Origin of the sequence: Citrobacter youngae, assembly GCF_003818115.1 — a bacterium.
Lineage (GTDB): Bacteria > Pseudomonadota > Gammaproteobacteria > Enterobacterales > Enterobacteriaceae > Citrobacter > Citrobacter youngae.
Map to the genome: position 1 here is coordinate 91,420 of NZ_RPOI01000003.1, position 19,752 is coordinate 111,171.

The 19,752-nt window shown below is 51.4% G+C and carries 16 protein-coding genes; 6 read left to right on the top strand and 10 right to left on the bottom strand.

From position 1 onward, the window contains the following. Window positions 1-68: 68 nt before the first annotated feature. From EHN13_RS01370 to EHN13_RS01380, 3 genes are read left to right on the top strand one after another with little or no spacing between them, the layout of a single operon-like run. Window positions 69-1,220 carry a double-cubane-cluster-containing anaerobic reductase gene (locus EHN13_RS01370; protein WP_061067158.1) on the top strand — a complete coding sequence of 384 codons (1,152 nt, stop codon included), beginning with the start codon at window positions 69-71 and terminating at the stop codon, window positions 1,218-1,220. Between the two features lie 9 nt (window positions 1,221-1,229). Next, window positions 1,230-1,997: a putative 2-hydroxyacyl-CoA dehydratase activator YjiL gene (yjiL, locus tag EHN13_RS01375; protein ID WP_124020758.1), complete on the top strand. Its 768-nt coding sequence runs from the start codon at window positions 1,230-1,232 to the stop codon at window positions 1,995-1,997. Then, on the top strand, window positions 1,994-2,245 hold the full coding sequence (locus EHN13_RS01380) for a putative Se/S carrier protein (protein ID WP_086523573.1): 252 nt from the start codon (window positions 1,994-1,996) through the stop codon (window positions 2,243-2,245). The genes yjiL and EHN13_RS01380 overlap by 4 nt, the downstream gene beginning before the upstream one ends. 642 nt (window positions 2,246-2,887) lie before the next feature. Here the strand turns inward: EHN13_RS01380 and EHN13_RS01390 are convergent. The 5 genes from EHN13_RS01390 to uxuA form a co-directional block, all read right to left on the bottom strand. Beyond that, entirely contained in the window at window positions 2,888-3,880 is a 993-nt protein-coding gene (locus tag EHN13_RS01390; protein WP_124020759.1) for a porin, read from the bottom strand. A 121-nt stretch (window positions 3,881-4,001) separates the two neighbouring features. Continuing rightward, window positions 4,002-4,205, bottom strand: a complete 204-nt coding sequence (locus EHN13_RS01395; protein ID WP_124020760.1) for a hypothetical protein — start codon at window positions 4,203-4,205, stop codon at window positions 4,002-4,004. Window positions 4,206-4,843: 638 nt separating this feature from the next. Beyond that, window positions 4,844-5,617, bottom strand: a complete 774-nt coding sequence (gene uxuR, locus EHN13_RS01400) for a Uxu operon transcriptional regulator (RefSeq protein ID WP_003033268.1) — start codon at window positions 5,615-5,617, stop codon at window positions 4,844-4,846. 132 nt (window positions 5,618-5,749) lie between these two features. Further along, window positions 5,750-7,225, bottom strand: coding sequence for a fructuronate reductase (locus EHN13_RS01405; protein WP_124020761.1), 1,476 nt, complete (start codon window positions 7,223-7,225; stop codon window positions 5,750-5,752). A gap of 79 nt (window positions 7,226-7,304) precedes the next feature. Continuing rightward, window positions 7,305-8,489, bottom strand: coding sequence for a mannonate dehydratase (uxuA, locus tag EHN13_RS01410; RefSeq protein ID WP_003837169.1), 1,185 nt, complete (start codon window positions 8,487-8,489; stop codon window positions 7,305-7,307). A gap of 259 nt (window positions 8,490-8,748) precedes the next feature. Here uxuA and gntP point away from each other — a divergent pair, with 259 nt between their 5' ends. Continuing rightward, window positions 8,749-10,092 (top strand): gluconate permease GntP, encoded by a 1,344-nt coding sequence (gene gntP, locus EHN13_RS01415; protein WP_003033260.1) that lies wholly within the window; start codon window positions 8,749-8,751, stop codon window positions 10,090-10,092. A gap of 49 nt (window positions 10,093-10,141) precedes the next feature. Here gntP and EHN13_RS01420 read toward each other — a convergent pair whose 3' ends face one another. From EHN13_RS01420 to EHN13_RS01430, 3 genes are read right to left on the bottom strand one after another with little or no spacing between them, the layout of a single operon-like run. Next, a complete protein-coding gene (locus EHN13_RS01420) occupies window positions 10,142-10,834 on the bottom strand; it encodes a LutC/YkgG family protein (RefSeq protein ID WP_086523568.1) in 693 nt (230 codons plus the stop codon). Continuing rightward, a complete protein-coding gene (locus EHN13_RS01425; RefSeq protein ID WP_124020762.1) occupies window positions 10,827-12,254 on the bottom strand; it encodes a LutB/LldF family L-lactate oxidation iron-sulfur protein in 1,428 nt (475 codons plus the stop codon). The genes EHN13_RS01420 and EHN13_RS01425 overlap by 8 nt, the downstream gene beginning before the upstream one ends. Before the next feature lie 10 nt (window positions 12,255-12,264). After that, window positions 12,265-12,984, bottom strand: a complete 720-nt coding sequence (locus EHN13_RS01430; protein ID WP_124020763.1) for a (Fe-S)-binding protein — start codon at window positions 12,982-12,984, stop codon at window positions 12,265-12,267. Between the two features lie 556 nt (window positions 12,985-13,540). Between EHN13_RS01430 and EHN13_RS01435 the strand changes: the two genes are divergently transcribed. Then, entirely contained in the window at window positions 13,541-15,094 is a 1,554-nt protein-coding gene (locus EHN13_RS01435) for an L-lactate permease (RefSeq protein ID WP_003837161.1), read from the top strand. A 458-nt stretch (window positions 15,095-15,552) separates the two neighbouring features. On the opposite strand, the gene EHN13_RS01440 is transcribed toward EHN13_RS01435, so the two are convergent. Next, entirely contained in the window at window positions 15,553-16,818 is a 1,266-nt protein-coding gene (locus EHN13_RS01440; protein WP_124020764.1) for an aromatic amino acid transporter, read from the bottom strand. A 189-nt stretch (window positions 16,819-17,007) separates the two neighbouring features. After that, on the bottom strand, window positions 17,008-18,378 hold the full coding sequence (locus EHN13_RS01445) for a tyrosine phenol-lyase (protein ID WP_124020765.1): 1,371 nt from the start codon (window positions 18,376-18,378) through the stop codon (window positions 17,008-17,010). Window positions 18,379-19,156: 778 nt separating this feature from the next. Here EHN13_RS01445 and symE point away from each other — a divergent pair. Then, a complete protein-coding gene (symE, locus tag EHN13_RS01450) occupies window positions 19,157-19,519 on the top strand; it encodes an endoribonuclease SymE (protein ID WP_124020766.1) in 363 nt (120 codons plus the stop codon). Window positions 19,520-19,752: the final 233 nt, after the last annotated feature.

Sequence of the window (19,752 nt, forward strand, 5' to 3'; positions counted from 1 at the left end):
CCTGACATGTTACAGGGTTATAATGCGGCGTCTTTTTACTGTCTCCCGTGTTACGGGGAAGGAAAATCATGCCGCTAATCACCGATTTACCCGCTATTTTCAATCAATTCTCCGACGCCCGTCAGAAAGGTTTTCTCACCGTAATGGATCTTAAAGAGCAAGGTATTCCGCTCGTTGGGACCTATTGCACCTTTATGCCGCAGGAGATTGCGATGGCGGCGGGCGCGGTCGTCGTTTCCCTGTGCTCGACCTCTGATGAAACCATTGAAGAGGCCGAAAAAGATCTGCCGCGGAACCTGTGTCCGCTAATCAAAAGCAGCTACGGGTTTGGCAAAACCGACAAATGCCCCTACTTCTATTTCTCTGACCTGGTGGTGGGCGAAACCACCTGCGATGGTAAAAAGAAAATGTACGAGTACATGGCCGAATTTAAAGCGGTACATGTAATGCAACTGCCCAACAGCGCCAGCGATGCGGCTTCCCGTGCGCTATGGAAAGCCGAGATCCGGCGTCTGCAGCAGGTCGTCGAAGCCCGTTTTGGCACAGCCATTACCGAAGCTGCGCTGCGTGAAGCCGTTATTCTCAAAAACCAGGAACGCCGGGCGCTGGCGAATTTCTACCGCGTTGGCCAACTTAACCCACCCGCGCTTAGCGGCAGTGACATTCTGAAAGTCGTCTACGGCGCCACCTTCCGTTTTGATAAAGAAGCGTTGATCGACGAGCTTAATAGCATGGCCGAGCGCGTACATCTGGAATGGCAGGCAGGGAAACGTCTGGCGTCACGTCCGCGCATCCTGATAACCGGCTGCCCCATTGGCGGCGCGGCAGAGAAAGTCGTTCGTGCCATTGAAGAAAACGGTGGTTGGGTCGTGGGTTATGAAAACTGCACCGGCGCAAAGGCCACCGAACAATGCGTGGCGGAAACCGGCGATGTCTACGACGCGCTGACTGATAAATACCTCGCCATCGGCTGCTCCTGTATTTCTCCTAACGATCAACGCCTGAAAATGCTCAGTCAAATGGTTGAAGAGTACCAGGCTGACGGCGTCGTCGATGTTATTTTGCAGGCTTGCCACACCTACGCCGTTGAATCACTCGCTATTAAGCGTCACGTACGCCAACAGCACAACATTCCTTATATCGCGATTGAAACCGACTATTCCAGCGCAGATATCGGCCAGCTCAGTACCCGCGTCGCCGCATTCATTGAGATGTTGTGAGAAACGCAGATGACATACTCAATTGGGATTGATTCTGGATCCACGGCGACGAAAGGCGTTTTGCTGGAAGGTAACGTCATCAGACGCCGCTTCCTTTGCCCAACGCCTTTTCGCCCCGCGGACGCGATCGCGCAGGCATGGGAAACGTTGCAGGCTGGGCTGGAGAACCGACCATTTTTAACCCTCACCGGGTACGGACGGCAGCTCGTCGATTATGCCGACAAACAGGTCACTGAAATTTCCTGCCACGGGCTTGGTGCGCGATTGCTGGCTCCCGGCACCCGCACAGTGATTGATATCGGTGGTCAGGACAGTAAAGTCATCCAGTTGGATGACGATGGCAATCTCAGCGATTTCTTAATGAATGACAAGTGCGCTGCCGGAACCGGGCGGTTTCTGGATGTTATCTCACGCACCCTCGGAGCCAGCGTAGAGCAGTTGGATACGATCACTGCTGGCGTCGAACCGCATGCTATCACCAGCATGTGTACAGTATTTGCCGAGTCAGAAGTCATTAGCCTGCGCTCTGCGGGCATCGCGCCAGAGGCGATTCTGGCTGGCGTGATCAACGCAATGGCCAGACGCAGCGCTAACTTCATCGGGCGGCTTTCAGCACAAGCACCGCTGTTATTTACCGGCGGAGTCAGCCACTGTCACGCCTTTGCCCATATGCTCGAAGGTCATGTAGGCATTCCCGTACACACGCATCCCGACGCACAGTTTGCCGGTGCAATCGGAGCGGCGTTGATAGGCCAGCGTCAGGGGAAACGTCAGTGAAGGAAACGCTGTTCTTGTTTCATTCCACTGTCGGTGTCATCAAAATGCGCAAGGCGCTACAGGCCGCAGGGGTCCGCTTTCGGGTGGCGGATATTCCCCGCGAGCTACGCGGTGGTTGCGGACTCTGCATCTACATCGACTGTGCTACTGGCATGGAAGAAGAATGGGTGATCCCTGGGCATACCGAATCTATCTACCGCCAGGAAAACGGAAACTGGCGCTGTATAGCCGCGTTCCCCGCCTCCTGAACACGCCTGATTAGCGCGAAACGCTGATATATACTCGAATTATCCAGGGTATAAACAACCGCTTATAGTCTGTAAAGACCATCACTCCGCTAACGCCATAAATATATTTTCATCAGATTGTTCTGCAATTAAATGTCAGCATTTAATAACCTGTAAATAACAGTCAAACACCTCTCTAAAAACTTTATAATTTACTTTTATGTATATACATTTGCTGATAGTACATGCGTAAAAATGGACATATTACTTAAATTGCAACAGCACTTGCGGGAAGAGCACATGTCGAGGTTAAAAAACTCATACTTGGGTTGATTATTCTGGCTGGTTTAATTAGCACGGTAGGCGATTATAAAAACTTTGGTCTATTTGGTGCAGCAGGATTGTTGATTATATTTCTGCTAACAACCGTTTTCTTGTGGCAGTGGGCTTCTGGAAAGTTTCCGATGGAAGTCATGCGTATTTCCATTACGCATAATCCTCTTTTTTACCTCATTCTCTGTGCCGTTGCATGGGTAAAAGTGGATATCTGGAAATGGCTATTTAGCGATCTACAGACGGAACAAAACCAACCGATATGAGCCTCAAAATCATATGTAAAAAAGACGTCTTACTAAAGACGCCTTGTTCAATCATCACAAAAACTTAGAACTGGTAAGTCAGACCAGCAACAACCTGGTTATCGTCGTTTTTGCCATCAAGCAGGTTAATTTTGTAACCCACATCAGCCACCATGTTTTTGTTGAAGTAGTAATCAGTACCCAGCGCAACGTATTCGGTCTTATCCGTGTTGTTATTGGTGTCACGCGTATGCACGTATGCCACGTTCGGACGCAGGCCAAAATCAAACACATAGGCAGCCATCGCTTCAAAATGTTGTGCTTTATCAACACCCTGAATCAGATTATGGGACTCGCCGTACAGGGTCGCAACGTAGATAGCATTCGCGTCATATTTCAGGCCAGCGCCCCAGAATTCAGCGTTATTACCTTCCCACTTACCGTCTTTATTGCCTTTCTTTTGGTCTGCGGTAATTGAGCTATTTGTGTAGGTCGCAATGGCAGAAACACCGGAATCCGCAATATTGTCATAGCCCAGGGAGAAGCCGTAGCCGTTACCGTGCTGCTTAGCCGGATTTCCATTGGTGTCATCCTGACCCTGGTATTGCGCGTCGATGTTCAGACCATCAACGGCACCAAACAGATTTTTGGTGCGGAGTGTTGCAACGCCAGAAGTGCGTGTAGTAAGGAAACGGTCAGTATCCTCAAAGGAGTCGCCGCCGAACTCTGAAAGAGTATCAGTATAAGCTCCCACATCGTAAGCGATGCCATAGTTACGACCGTAGTCAAAACTGACGTCATGACCATAATCCAGGCCAGCAAACGCCAGACGTGTATTAACGCCATCCTGAGAACCTTCTGCTTTAGCGGCATCAAACTGACTTTCAAACTGGCCGTAACCGGACAGTTGATCGTTGATTTGTGTCTCACCGCGAAAACCCAGACGCGCGTAAGTACCATCAGAATCTTTACCATCAGTCCAGGAATGTACCGCTTTTACTTTGCCGTACAGATCCAATTTGTTGCCATCTTTATTATAAATTTCCGCTGCATGAACGGAGGTTACCCCTAATGCCATTGCAGCTATGGATTAAGGGGCAATACCAATAACACACCAAAAAAAATACCAATGAAGGTAATAATGAAGTGGCAAGACATAATTCATTTTTGGATTTTCAATCAAAACCGGACAGCGATAATTACTCGAGACTTTCACTCTCATTAACTGAGCGATGCAACATTAATGCTTCAGCAATAATATCTTGTTTACTTTTACGCGTTTCAAATGCCAGTGTTCGGACATATTCCCAAAGATAAGTATCAACACGGGCACTTAAAAGAACCATATCTTTAGATCGGGTCCCTCTGGCTTTTCGGATATCGGGATAATCTCGAGAAGGCATTTTTAACTCCTGAACGCAATAACACGCTTATGGCGATGAAATATGCAGTCAGTGTAAAAACATGTCAACGGCAAAAAAAAATCACAATAGTAATGAAACTGTTAATAAACCCCAGAAAAGTGGAGCGGTATTTCAAATGAAAGATAACTTGATTGTAGAATAATGTGTAATTTTTACTTTACGAATATTTGTTCTTACTCATTTGATTAAAATGGGAGAGGCTGGACGAGTAATCAACCTGCGTAAACAAAACATCATTCTGACCAATAAGTTACAGAGCGTGATTAATGTCTACTTTTATCTGAACCCTCTGTTTTTATACGCCCTTAAGTACACATTAACGGCACTAACCGTTGGGCAAATCAGTGTGATTCTCACTTCGCATTGACCTGTTTTGTCGAAAAATAAGCACGAAAAGGTAAAAATAAGGTAAATGGTGCATTTTTTTGCACGCGAAAATAAGTTATTTTTAATTGATATATATCAATTTTCGCTCCGCAATTACGCTGCAAAAAATGCCATCAGCATTGATGGAAACATTATTTTACGTCGCGTCCAGACGGGGAAAATAGTCAGCGAAAATCAGCGGGAAGTGATACGCGGGCCGGAATGGCCCACGTTATAAAAGGGAAGGAAAATCAGGCGTTAACTTTATCCAGCGGCCAGGAATCAAACAGATAACCATCAAAATCAATGTCATCAACATTTGAAAACTCCAGCAGGCGCTGTTTGACGTTTTCCAGATGCTGCCACATGGCCAGCTTGGCCGCGCGGGCATCTTTTTTAATGAGTGCCGCCAGGATCTGCTTGTGGTCGCCCATCCACTCTTTTCGGTAATGAGTATCGTCGAGGTGGCTATGGAGCTGGATCCACATCGGGTTGTTCTCACGCCACTGCCATGACTGGCGAAACAGCTCCACCAGCATGCTGTTATGCGTGGCTTCAGCGATGGCGAGATGGAACTGCATGTCGCCGCTTTCAGAACCGTTCGGCTCACTGGACGCCAGCTCCCGCTCTTCCAGTTGCAACGCCTGGCGCATTTTGACGATATCTTCTCGGGTAGCCTGCAGCGCGGCAAATTCGGCGATATTGCTTTCCAGCAGTTGTCGCGCCTGCAGCAGCTCAAACGGGCCCGCATCATTGCAATGATTTGCATCCGTACTGTCGATAGTCTGCGCGTCCGCGTTGTCGAGCACGTAGATCCCGGCCCCGCGGCGCACGTCCACCAGGCCTTTAATTTCCAGCATGATTAACGCTTCGCGCACCACCGTGCGAGTGACGTTGAGCATCTCGGCAATCTCACGCTCTGGCGGCAAGCGTTCACCGGGCTGGTACGGCGTCTGAACAATCAGATCGCGGATCATGGCACCCACTTCCTGGTAGGGTCTTTGCTGAGAAGTGTTCGATTTCATCGTGTTACGTCCGTCAGATGCGTGTAGTCAGATACGGGGAATAGGTATCGAACTATAGCATTTGCGGGAAGCCAAAAACAGAAAACGGGTCAACCAAACCAATATTTTGATTGACCCGTCATAGTTCGGAAGTTACGCGTCAGCGCTTAATGCCGCAACGCACTCACGTGCGCCGTGTTCACATAACTGTTGATACGCCGCAATAATGGTCTCCACAAAGTCGGCGTTTTCCGCCAGATCATGACCAAAAATGCCAGACAGCCCCAGCAGCGCCGTCACACGCTCGGCTCCCTGGTACTGTTGGTTAATGCGCTGAAATTCCGCCAGCATTGGGTCGACAACATCAATGGCCTGCCCCTGCTCATCCACACCGTGGGTGTAGCGCATCCAGCCCGCCACGCCCAACGCCAGATGACGCCAGCCGCTGGCGTTTTGCAGGTGCAGACGCACCGGGTCCAGCAGGCGCTGCGGTAATTTCTGGCTGCCGTCCATCGCAATCTGCCAGGTACGGTGGCGCAGAGACGGGTTGCTGAAACGTTCGATTAGCAGCGTGGCGTAGGCGTTGAGATCGGTGCCTTCCGGCATCGAGAGCGTCGGCGCTTGCTCCTGCATCATCAGCGCAAACGCCGCTTTGCGGTACGCCGGGTTGGTCATAGTATCGGCGATGGTTTCATAGCCGCCGAGATAACCCAGATATGCGAGGAAAGAGTGGCTGCCGTTGAGCATGCGCAGTTTCATCATTTCAAACGGCACCACGTCGGCTACGAACTGTGCGCCAACCTTGTCCCAGTCAGGACGACCGTTGACAAAATTGTCTTCAATTACCCACTGACGGAACGGCTCGCAGGCGATAGCACACGGATCGTAAACGCCCAGCTGGTTGGCAATCTCCTGCAACGTTTCCGCCGTCGCCGCCGGAACAATGCGGTCGACCATAGTACACGGGAAAGTCGCATTAGCTTCAATCCACTGCGCCAGCTGCGGGTCGCGCGCCTGCGCCAGCCCCAGTACCGCGACTTTCGCCACATGCCCATTTTCACGTACGTTATCGCAGGACATCACGGTAAAAGCCGCCAGCCCCTGCTCACGGCGCAGGTACAGCGCTTGTACGATGTAACCAATCGCCGATTTCGGCGCGGTCGGATTCGCCAGATCGTGTTTAATCAGCGGGTTATTGAGATCTAACTGACCGCTGGCCGCATCGGTGCAGTAGCCTTTTTCGGTGACCGTCAGCGAAACAATTGCCGTCTGCGGGCGCGCCATCGCCTGTAAAATACCGTCACAGCCGTCAAGATCCGGGTGCAGCGCTTCTTTCATTGAGCCGATCACTTTCAGCACGGTGTTGTCCGCGCCTTTTTCCGCCACGGTATACAGCAGTTGCTGCTTGCGCAGATTTTCAATCAGTACGCGGTCGTTACCCGGCATCAGGTTAACTTCACAGATCCCCCAGTCGCTGTCGGTGGTTTCCAGCAAATGATGGGTATACAGCGCCTGATGCGCGCGGTGAAAAGCGCCGCATCCCAGGTGAACAATGCGGGATTGCAGGCGCGAGCGGTCCCATGCAGGGCGCGCAACCGGCAGGTCGCTATTGGCAATTGTCGTTGTCATCGTGAACTCCAGAACCCGTTGAAAGGCCAACGGATGAGAAAAGAAAAAAGCCGGCCAGACTGGTGGCCGGCAACTCACTTTAGCGGCTGAAGAAAGCGCGCTGGATAGCCATCTCAACGCCGCGCACTTCCGCCAGCCCTTTCAGGCGACCAATCGCGGAGTAGCCTGGGTTGGTTTTCTTTTTCAGATCGTCCAGCATCTGGTGGCCATGGTCCGGACGCATGGGGATCAGATCCTCTTTGCCCTCGGCTTTACGGCGTTGTTCTTCTTCAACGATCGCTTTCACCACTTCGTACATGTCGACATCGCCATTCAGATGCGCCGCCTCATGGAAGGTTTTCGGGTTATCTTCACGCAGCGTGGAGCGCAGATGGGTGAAGTAAATACGTGGGCCAAACTGTTTGATCATGTCGACCAGATCGTTGTCTGCCCGAACGCCGTAGGAGCCGGTGCACATGGTGAAACCGTTCGCCATGCTGTTGACCGTATCGACCATCCACTGCATATCTTCCACGGTGGAAACAATGCGCGGCAGGCCAAGGATCGGGCGCGGCGGATCGTCCGGGTGTACCGCCATGCGTACGCCAGCTTCTTCCGCCACTGGAATAATCGCCTTCAGGAAGACGGCGAAATTCTCACGCAGCGCGGCTTTATCGATATCTTTATAGCGCGCCAGATGCTGGCGGAACTGGTCGAGCGTGTAGCCTTCTTCCGCACCCGGCAGACCGGCGATGATGTTGCGGGTCAGACGCGCCTTATCTTCATCGCTCATGGTAGCGAAGCGTTCATTTGCCTGAGCAATCTCTTCGGCGGTGTAATCCGCTTCCGCGCCCGGACGCTGGAGGATATGCAGCTCAAAGGCGGCAAATTCAATCTGGTCAAAACGCAGCGCTTTGGAGCCGTCCGGCAGGACGTATTCCAGGTCGGTACGGGTCCAGTCGAGAACCGGCATGAAGTTGTAGCACACGGTACGAATACCGCACTGAGCCAGGTTACGCAGGCTTTGCTGGTAGTTGGCGATCCACTGCAGATAGTTACCGGAACGGGTTTTAATGTCTTCGTGGATCGGTACGCTTTCGACGACCGACCAGACCAGGCCCGCCTGCTCAATAATGGCTTTGCGTTTTAGGATCTCATCAACTGTCCACACTTCCCCGTTCGGGATATGGTGCAAAGCGGTGACAACACCTGTGGCACCCGCCTGACGTACATCCGCTAAGGTGACCGGATCGTTAGGACCATACCAGCGCCATGTCTGTTCCATGTTTTATTCCTCGTTACGTTATGGACTCGACGATATGGCACATAAATTCCTCCTTTTGGTATGACATGTCAACCTGAAGCTCAAAATTGGTTAACCAAATCACAATTCATGCTGATGATACCGCCATTTTACGGCCATGCAGCCCAGTAAGAATGTAAACATGTAACGCAATGTGACATTCATCGCATCAATGGTTAACCAATATATGTAACATCTCAACCAAAGTCATAATAGTTCAACCAATAAAGGTAGACGTTATATGCACGTTCTCAATATTCTGTGGGTCGTATTCGGCATCGGTCTGATGCTGGTGCTCAATCTAAGATTCAAAATAAACTCGATGGTCGCCCTGCTGCTGGCGGCGCTCTCGGTCGGTATGCTGGCGGGTATGGATTTAATGGAGCTGCTGCACACCATGAAATCCGGTTTTGGCAGCACGCTGGGTGAACTGGCGATTATCGTGGTATTCGGGGCGGTCATCGGTAAGCTGATGGTTGATTCCGGGGCGGCGCATCAGATTGCCCATACGCTGCTGGCGCGCCTCGGCCTGCGCTACGTGCAGCTGTCGGTGATCATTATTGGTCTGATCTTCGGCCTGGCGATGTTCTATGAAGTGGCATTTATTATGCTGGCGCCGCTGGTGATCGTCATTGCCGCAGAGGCGAAGATCCCGTTCCTCAAGCTGGCGATCCCCGCCGTTGCTGCCGCCACCACCGCCCACTCGCTGTTCCCACCGCAGCCGGGCCCGGTTGCGCTGGTTAACGCCTACGGCGCGGACATGGGCATGGTCTACATCTACGGTATTCTGGTGACCATTCCGAGCGTGATCTGCGCCGGGCTTATCCTGCCGAAGTTCCTCGGCAACCTCGATCGCCCAACGCCGTCATTCATGAAGGCCGACGTACCGGTTGACCAGAATAACCTGCCATCCTTCGGTGTTTCTATCCTGGTGCCGCTGATCCCGGCGATCATCATGATCTCCACCACCATCGCCAACATCTGGCTGGTGAAAGGGACGCAGGCGTGGGAAGTGGTCAACTTCTTAGGCTCTTCACCGATTGCAATGTTTATCGCTATGGTTGTCGCCTTCGTGCTGTTTGGTACCGCGCGTGGTCACGACATGCAGTGGGTGATGAATGCCTTTGAAAACGCGGTGAAAAGCATCGCCATGGTGATCCTGATCATCGGCGCGGGCGGTGTACTGAAGCAGACCATTATTGATACCGGCATTGGCGATACCATCGGCATGCTGATGTCGCACGGCAATATTTCTCCGTACATCATGGCGTGGTTGATAACCGTGCTGATTCGTCTGGCAACCGGTCAGGGCGTAGTCTCAGCCATGACGGCAGCGGGGATTATTAGCGCCGCCATTCTCGACCCGGCAACCGGCCAACTGGTTGGCGTTGACCCGGCGTTACTGGTGCTGGCAACGGCGGCGGGCTCCAACACCCTGACCCATATCAACGATGCCTCGTTCTGGCTGTTCAAAGGCTACTTTGACCTGTCGGTGAAGGATACGCTGAAAACCTGGGGTCTGCTGGAGCTGGTGAACTCCGTGGTTGGCCTGATTATCGTGTTGATCATCAGCATGATTGCATAACGTTGATACCGCTCTGGCCCGCAGCGCCAGAGCGGTTTTCCATCCTGCCTCAACAATCCTCAATAATCAGATACACCGCCTTCACCGGGCCATGCACCCCAACTACCTTAATAAGCTCAATATCCGCCGTCGAGCTGGGCCCACTGATGATGTTAATGCATGATGGCATACGCTCACCGGCCTGCGCCTTCTGATGCAGTTTTTCTGCCAGTTGCGCCACGCGCGGCAGGATAGCGCTTTTGCGTAGCACGAAAATTGAGGACTCCGGCAGCAGGCTAATTGAACGCCCACGCTCCGGTGCGGAAAACAGCACCACGCCGCCGGACTCGGTCAGGCCATACTCGGCATACACCACGCCCACTTTCGCCTGCTCGGCCTGAGTAATATTTTCGCTGCCACGCGCCGGATCCCAGACCACGGCGTTACATTCCTGTTGCAAGCGTTCGGTAATGCCCAGCGCCGCCAGCCGGCTGTCGCCGCTGATGACCACCGGCTGACCCAACTCTTCGCACAGGCGTTGCGCGGCTTCTGCGGCCTGGTCTTCGCGAGTCAGCTCACAGCGAGCCAGCATCACCTCGCTGGCAAACTGGACAAACGCATCGCAGCGCTGCTGCGGGCTAAGTTCGGTCAGGCGTTCATTGGCATAGTTGTTCACCGGCGCGGCATCCGTTTGCGGCTCAAAACGCAGCGGGCGGCCCAGCGCCTGGGCGATGGTGTCTAAAAATGCGGTACGGTTATCCATTCTTTTTCTCCTGCGCCTGATGTTTCTTAAACCAGCTGCGGAAGCTCTCACCGTCGGCATCAGGAAGATCGCGCGCCTCCATCCAGTCACCAATCGCGCCAACCTTGAGCGGGGTTTTGCCACCGTTGATAAACCAGCTCGCCGCATGTGCGCCCGCCATCATCCCGACTTTCCACAGCCCCGGATGGCTATTGGCATATGCGAACATTTTTATCGCCCGCCGCTCGGCTTTCGGCGTAATGCCCTCCTCGGCCATCACCCGGCGATGACGCAGGATCAGTTTTGACAGCGGAATTTTAACCGGACAAACGCTGTCACAGGCCGTGCATAATGAACAGGCGTATGGCAGATCTTTAAAATCTTTATAGCCACCGAGCAGCGGAGAGATCACCGCGCCGATAGGGCCGGGATAGATAGAACCATAACCGTGTCCGCCAATGTGGCGGTACGCCGGGCAGGTGTTCATACAAGCCCCGCAGCGGATGCAGCGCAGCACATCGCGAAACTCTGAGCTCAGCACCTGCGAGCGGCCGTTATCGACAATCACCAGGTGGAACTCTTCCGGGCCGTCGACGTTATCCGCCTCACGTGGGCCGGTGAGCCAGGTGTTATAGCCCGTCAGACGCGCGCCCACGGCGCTGCGCGCCAGCATGGTGATCAGCACATCCACATCGGCAAAGGTCGGTGCGATACGCTCCATGCCCATCACCGCAATGTGCGTTTTCGGCAACGTGGTACACATCCGCGCGTTGCCTTCGTTGGTCACCAGGCATACAGAGCCGGTTTCCGCCACAGCAAAGTTACAGCCGGTAATACCGATTTCGGCACTGAGGAAATCCTCGCGGATCTTCTGGCGAATGAATAAGGTCATCGCCTCTGGCGTTTCCGGGCCGTCATACCCCAGACGCTCATGCAGCACGCGGCGGATCTGATAGCGATCTTTATGAATAGCCGGGACCACAACGTGCGAAGGCGGATCCTGATCCAACTGCAGGATATATTCGCCGAGATCGGTTTCGATCACCTGAATTCCGGCATCCTGCAGCACATGGTTGACGCCGATCTCTTCGGTCACCATCGACTTGGACTTCACCACCTTCTTCGCATTTTTACTTTGCGCGACCTGCAAAATGTAGCGGGTAGCGTCTTCTTTGGTCTTTGCGAAATAAACGTGGCCGCCGTTTTGCGTCACTTTCTCGGAGAGTTGATACAAGTAAGCGTCGAGGTTGCTCAGAACATGATCGCGGATCTGGCTGGCACGATCGCGCCAGTCTTCCCAGTGGCCTAGCTCATCAACCATTTTCTGCCGATTCGCACCAATACGCTCCTGCGCGTTGGCCACGGCTTTGCGCATGATCGGATCTTCGATCTGCTGACGAATGCGCAGTTTAAACTCTACATCGCTGGTTTTTATCGACATCTCTTTCCCCTCAGCGGCTCATCAGCACTTCAGCAATATGCATCACTTTGACCGGCTGGCCTTCGCGTTGCAGTCGGCCGCCAATGTTCAACAGGCAGCTGACGTCAGCGCCGATCAAAAACTCCGGCTTCGCATCCATCAGATGTAAGACTTTCTCTTTCACCATCTCACCGGATATCTCGGCCATCTTGACCGAGAACGTCCCGCCAAAGCCGCAGCAGGTGTCCTGATCGGCAAACGTCAACAGCTCCAGTCCGCGCACGTTTTTCAGCAGCGTCAGCGGCTCTTCCTTCACTCCCAGCTTGCGGGTCAGGCTGCAGGAAGGATGATATACCGCGCGGCCCTGCAGGCTGGCGCCGACATCCACCACACCCAGTTTGTTGACGATAAAAGAGGTGAGATCCTGCATACGTCCGGCAACCTTCTCGGCGCGCAGCGCCCATTCAGGCTCATCCGCCAGATACGTCGGGTAGCTTTTTACCGCGTAGGTGCAGGAGCCTGCCGGGGAGATAATTGGATCGTCGTTGTCTTCCAGGGCGGCGATCAGGTTTTTCATCCCGGGGATCGCCTCTTTGATGTAACCGCTGTTGATGGCTGGCTGACCGCAACACCCTTGCTTCTCGGGGAAATTAACGTGACAGCCCAGTTTTTCCAGCAGCAATACGGAGTCTCGTGCCATCCGTGATTTCAGGGCGTCACCAATACAGGTAACAAAGAAATTTACATTCACAATAATTACTCCATTGCTTCATTTCTGTTTATTGCGCTTGATATCGCTATATCACGCCCAGTCTTCTGTTTGCTGGTTTTGCCGATGTCTGGGTTCATGGTGTTTGTTGGATCATGCTCCTGAGATGGTCGATTTCCGCTTCTTATATCAGGACCATCCTAAATGCCTGTATTTTCATTTGTATGACAAAATCAAATAATCCTCCAATCAACTCGTACATGCAATACCCTGGTTTATTTCTTTCGGCCTCGCTCACATTTTTATATTGAAAACCACCGCGTTATGAACAGCTTAAAAATAGTTTCAGGTGCTGACTATTCCTGTCACTACCATTAATAAAAAGGTTATTAAATAACTATTTATAGGTACTTAGCCTGCTCTTAAGTATATTTACCTGGCATTGAATTTTAATTAAAAGATTACAATAGTTACAAAACCATTAATCATAATTACTTTATTCACTGAAGCGATTCAGTTTGCATACTTTATTAGAACAGCAATGTAGCCTCCCCACCATAAATATAAATCAGGTTTAATGAACCAATTGGGAATAGCAATGAACGAATATTTTATGTTTGCCCTGGCACTCTCTCCGTTACTACTGATGGTATTTTTAATATTGAAATTGAAAATGCCCATCCATTATTCAGTACTGATCTCTTTGGTATTCACCGCTGCACTATCGGCAATATTCTGGGAAATGCCCGTACAAAATCTAAAAGCCGCGATAGGCTATGGCGCGCTGAAGGGATTATGGCCGATTGTGATTGTGATCCTCGGCGCTATCTTCAGTTATAACGTCATGCAGGCGACCAAAGCGCTGGATATTCTGCGCGATATTCTCGCCAGTATTAGCGAAGATAAGCGTATTCAGGTGCTACTGATTTCATGGTGCTTTGGTGGATTTCTTGAAGCCGCGGCGGGTTATGGTACAGCGGTCGCCATTCCGATCGGTATTCTTATCGCACTGGGTTTCAATCCGCTGAAGGCGGCAATAGCCTCTCTGGTGGCAAATACCGTTCCCACTGCATTCGGCGCGGTCGGGATCCCGGTTTCTATTCTGGCAGAACAGGTTAACCTGCCGGTTTATACCTTAGGCGGAACCATTATTCTGCAGCTCGCGCTGTTTAATATCCTGCTGCCATTTGTGATTGTCTGCATTATTGGCGGCGGCCTGAAAGCCATTCGCGGCGTATTTCTGATCACGTTGATTTGCGGTATTACCACACTGGTTCCGCAGTATTTTGTCGCTATTCATCTCGGTGCTGAATTACCCGCCTTTGCCGGTAGCCTGGTCAGCCTGTTTGCCGTGGCAATGGTTAGTCGCCTGCGCAAAGGGAAAACCGATCCCGAGTGGCGAATTGAAGTCAGCCATACCCGCGAAACCACGCCGCGCTCGGCAAAAGTGTTGTTCCGAGTTGGCTCTATTTATCTGTTTATTTTTGTGTTTATCCTGATGTGTTCGCCGCTGTTCCCGACGATAAAAGGCGCAGCCTCACAACTGGCCTCGGTGCTACATTTCACGTTGGCTGACGGCAAAACGATGGCGTTGAAAGTTGAATGGGTGACCACGCCAGGGATGTTGATCATCTTTGCGACCATTATCGGTGGTTTTATTCAGGGAGCGTCCGCACGCGGGATGCTGGAAGTATTTATCAAAACGATTTTCCAGCTTAAAAACTCTATCGTTGCAATTATGGCGATCGTCGCGCTGGCCACGGTGATGGATCTCAGCGGGATTATCTCCACGCTGGCGCAGTCGATTGTCGATCTGACCGGCAGCTCGTACGTCTTCCTCGCCCCGGTGATTGGCGCGCTGGGCACGTTCGTTACCGGCAGCGATACCAACTCGAACATTTTGTTCGGAAAACTGCAAACCATTGCCGCCAGCAAACTGCATATCGATCCCAACTGGCTGGCGGCGGCCAACACCTCTGGCGCAACGGGCGGAAAAATGATTTCGCCGCAAAGCATCGCCATCGCGGTATCCGCCACAAAAATGGACGGTCAGGCCAACCAGATCATGTCTGGCACCATGAAATACTGCTGCGCCTATATCGTGATCCTCGGCCTGAAAGTCGGTCTCTTTTATTACTGGTTTATGGCGTAAGCCATTGTCAACCCCGTCAAATTCGCGGCAATCGTATTTGACGCAATGGTGAACTAAAAGGTTTACACCGACCCGGAATCGGAACGACGTCACTGGCTTTACGATTTGTCGGCGCTGACTACAATAGCGCCGATGTTTCAAATCGAGGATTGTTGTTATGTTGTGCTGGAAAAAGATGGTGAAGAAGTTCGACGCCTTTTCCGCGTTGATCCCACCACGCTACTTCCGGGTGTAATGCCTGATGGCGCTTCGCTTATCCCGCCTACGTTTAACGCTCTTTTGTAGGCCGGATAAGGCGCAAGCGCCGCATCCGGCAGCGACCGCAGAATAAAGCACGTCTCCTTTCACTTACGCAGCCTGCACGCCCTTAACACCCTGACCCACAAACGAAGCCACGCAAAACGGTAGATCAGCGGATGCTGAAATCGTAGCAATGTCAGAAACATAACTCCCCCGCGCTAACGAAACGTTGGCAGCAGACCAAATACATCCAGAACAACCGTCAGATAGACAACCGCTCCGCAGACAATCACCAGGTTAAGCACGGTGTTATTACAGGGCGCGGTATAGCTGCTGGTTGGAAAACGCTTGCGCGCGGCTTTCACCAGGAACGGCGGCAGGATCACGCTCCAGATGGTAAAGGCCAGACCGGCGTAACCAATCGCGTGCACAAAACCGTTCGGGAAGAAGAAGCACACGGCGGCTGGCGGGAAGTAGGTCACCAGCGCGGTTTTCAGGCGACCCATGCCGTCGTCCGGGAAGTGGAACAGGTCGGCGATGTAATCGAACAGACCAAGCGTCGCCGCCAGCAGGGAACTGGCTACCGCGAAGTTGCCGAAAAAGGTGAGGATCAGATCCATATACCGGCTGGTGAACAGCCCGCTGATGGCCTCGACAAACACATCGATATTGCCGCCTTTGGCGATAATCGGCGGGAATGAGGAACGGCTGATGTTACCCATCGTCACGCCCAGCCAGAAAATATACAGCAGCAGAGCAAACAGCGTACCGATGATAATCGAACGCGTAATATTCGAGACTCCGCTTGTGCCATACAGTTTAACCAGGCTCGGCACGTTACCGTGAAAACCAAACGAGATGATGCAGAACGGCAGCGTCATCAGGATGTACGGCAGATACTGCGAATTGGGCAACGCCACCGCCACGCTGTCGATGAGTTTTGCCACTTCGATATGGCCAATCAGCCCGGAGAACGTGGCAAAGAACGCCACAAACTTACCGATAATCAGCACGGTAGTGATGCGTCCGACCAGTAAGGAACTATACCAGGCAATCGCCCCTACCAGCATACTGACGATCACCACCGAGATATTCGACGGAAAGCGCACGCCGCTGTATTTGAACATGGTTTGCGCCATCACCGCCGACGAACCGGAGATATAGGCATAGGTCAGAATATACAGCACAAAGCCGAAAGCGATACCCACCACGATATTCCACTTCCGGCCTAATAAATCCTGAGTAAAGGTATTAAAACTGGCACCGGCGCCATAATGCAGATTGACTTCAACCAGCATCAGACCGGTTAATAACATCATGATGGCGATAAAGAGAAGAATAACAGAGGCACCGGGAAACCATACGCCGGCCATCGCAATCGGCAGGGAGAACATCCCGCCACCCACTACGGTCGCGATAACCAACATGGTTCCGCTAATCAGTCCGGGGGTACTACTCTGTCGCTCAATGGCATTAATATCCATGATAAATGTTCCTGTAGACTATTCGTTATAATTACAGCTGTCATTTGTACATCATGCGGATAATAAAAATGTCGGAGTCAGGGTTTACTTTTTTTAGTTATGTCACGGTAACGGGCACCGCAAAGGCTTCCTGTTCATGGAAAAGGAATACAAAAAAGCCCCATCACGTGATGGGGCCATAACTATTTTTTAGATGTAATCAAAGCGTGCAGTAAAGAAACGCAATTGCTTCGGCTCGTAAATAAACTTCAGCCCGCGAATATCTTCTTTGTGCTGGTAAAGTTTAATAATGCCGTCAGCCACGACATCCATATGTGCGTAGGTATAAACACGACGTGGAATAGTCAGACGCACGGTTTCCAGTTTCGGTCTGTGGTGTTCACCGGTCACGTTATTACGGCCCGCAGAGATAATTCCGCGCTCCATGCTGCGCACGCCGGTTTCCACATAGATGCTGGCGGCCAGACTTTGTGCCGGGAACTCGTCCTGCGTCAGATGCTCGCAGAAGCGACGCGCATCGAGGAATACCGCGTGACCGCCTACCGGTTCAACAATCGGTACGCCAGCGGCTTTCAGCTTATCGCCCAGGTAGCGAACCTGCTTCACGCGGTGCTCAATGTACTCGTACTGCATAGCTTCGCGCAGGCCAATCGCCATGGCTTCCATATCACGTCCGGCCAGGCCGCCGTAAGATGGCATCCCTTCGTAGACCACGACTAACTCTTTGGCAGAAGAGAACATTTCGTCATCGTTCATGCACAGGAAGCCGCCGATGTTCACCAGACAGTCTTTTTTACCGCTCATGGTACAACCGTCGGCGTAGCTGAACATCTCATGCACGATCTCGGCGATGCTCTTGTTCTCAAAGCCCTGCTCTTGCTCTTTGATAAAGTAGGCGTTTTCCACGCAGCGGGTAGCGTCGTAGAACACTTTAATGCCATGCGCTTGTGTCAGTTCACGCACCGCACGCATGTTCGCCATGGAGACCGGCTGCCCACCCGCGAGGTTAACCGTCACCGCCAGGCAGATATACGCAATATTCTCTGCGCCTTTTTCATCAATCAGCTTTTGTAATTTTTTAAGATCGATATCACCTTTAAAAGCAATATTCAGACCGGCATCGTGCGCTTCGTCACGAACGATATCGATAAACACCGCGCCATTCTTTTCCTGATGATAACGGGTGGTAGTGAAATACATATTCCCGGCAACATATTGCCCGGGTTTAATAGCCAGCTGCGATAACAGGTTTTCTGCGCCACGCCCCTGGTGAGTCGGAACAATATGTTTAAAGCCAAACAGTTCCTGCACTGTTCTTTCCAGATGATAGAAGTTTTCGCTGCCCGCGTACGCTTCATCACCCATCATCATTCCGGCCCACTGCTTGTCGCTCATTGCGTTAGTGCCACTGTCTGTCAGCAGGTCAATATAAATATCTTTCGAATTTAACAGGAAAGTATTGTAACCCGCTTCCTGCATTTTCTTAAGGCGCTCATCACGCGGGATCATAGATACAGTTTCAACGCTTTTAATACGGAAGGGTTCTGCCGGATAATTCATTTTGTTTCTCCAGTAACAGTGGTCATGTACGTATTAATGTGAAGTAAATCATACCTGGTTCATCAACAAATCCTGATGAAATATAACTATTCGCCTCCTGAGCCAGGGGGAGAAATAATGTGGAGGCACTATGCAAGATTTGATTGATTATGGAAATAGCCCGGTCAACATTAATCACTGGCAATAATTTAAAAAGCTGTAAATGTGAGTGATGTAAATCACACGTCATTTTTTTACCCGTTAATATTCAACAAGTTTTTTTTTGCGTTTCGATTTGCCATTCGCCGTAGTGTGTCTGTGGAGAGTGGAAATACTGAAAACATAACTTTCCAGGCTGTGCGCATAATGTATTCGTGAATGAGTACACCTCATTTTGTGAGAGTCGGATCACTTCACGGAGTAATATTTGTGATTTACATCACCAAAAGTGTAAAGCAAAGTGTACAAAACGGTGTTGATTCAGAGTTTACTATTTGCTTCAGTGAGTTAGATCGCATTTTTGGCCTGATGTAGAGGAGCGTTATTTTCTGGAAATGGCCGGTATTTAGCGGACTGGAGGTGAATGGATTTACACGGTGAATAATACCGGATTTATTGGGGTGAAGGCGTTTTCTATTTATTCCAAAAGCGTGCTATTCGCGCTTATTTCATCGTATTTACATCTGGACTTTCCCCAGTTTACTGGCGTCATTTACAGGGGTTTTATTAGCGCGATGCAAAGGTGTTGGCGCACCAATGCATCGCTGATCGCAGTAACTATTATCGGAGAATAGCCACCATGACTGATACGCATTGTATTGCAGTTTCGTTTGATCCAGAAGTGCACGCCGCAGATAACCGTCGCCTGAAGGTGGGTTATGCGAGCCGTTATCCTGATTACAGCCGTTTGCCGGTGAAGTACGTTCAGTTTCCGTCCATCGTGATGAAAGGCCAGTGGCTGAAAGCCGCCGGATTCGACACCGGCACCGACGTTGATGTGCGGGTGATGCAAGGCTGCATCGTATTAACCGCCCGCGCCGCCGAACCCGAAGAGTCAGAACTGATGAAATCCCTGCGCGCCGTGGAAAAGCTCTCCGCGCGTAAGCAAAAGCAGGTACTGGAGTTTATCGGGGTAATTGCGGGGAAAGCATTGAAGGGGTGAGTGTGTGATTGTCATTATAATTGAGGCGCCTGCGGGCGCCTTTATTGAGCGTTTGTAGATATAGAGATAAAGCGACGTCGATAGTGTATCGGCCTCCCCCCTCTTGATCAGGTGATATTTTGCGAGCATCATCGCAATTATTTACCTGATAATGAAATCAATGACTTTCTAACGCTCACCATTTACCGAAGCGGTTAACCACTCCGGTAACTGTCGGCGTTATCTATAAGTTT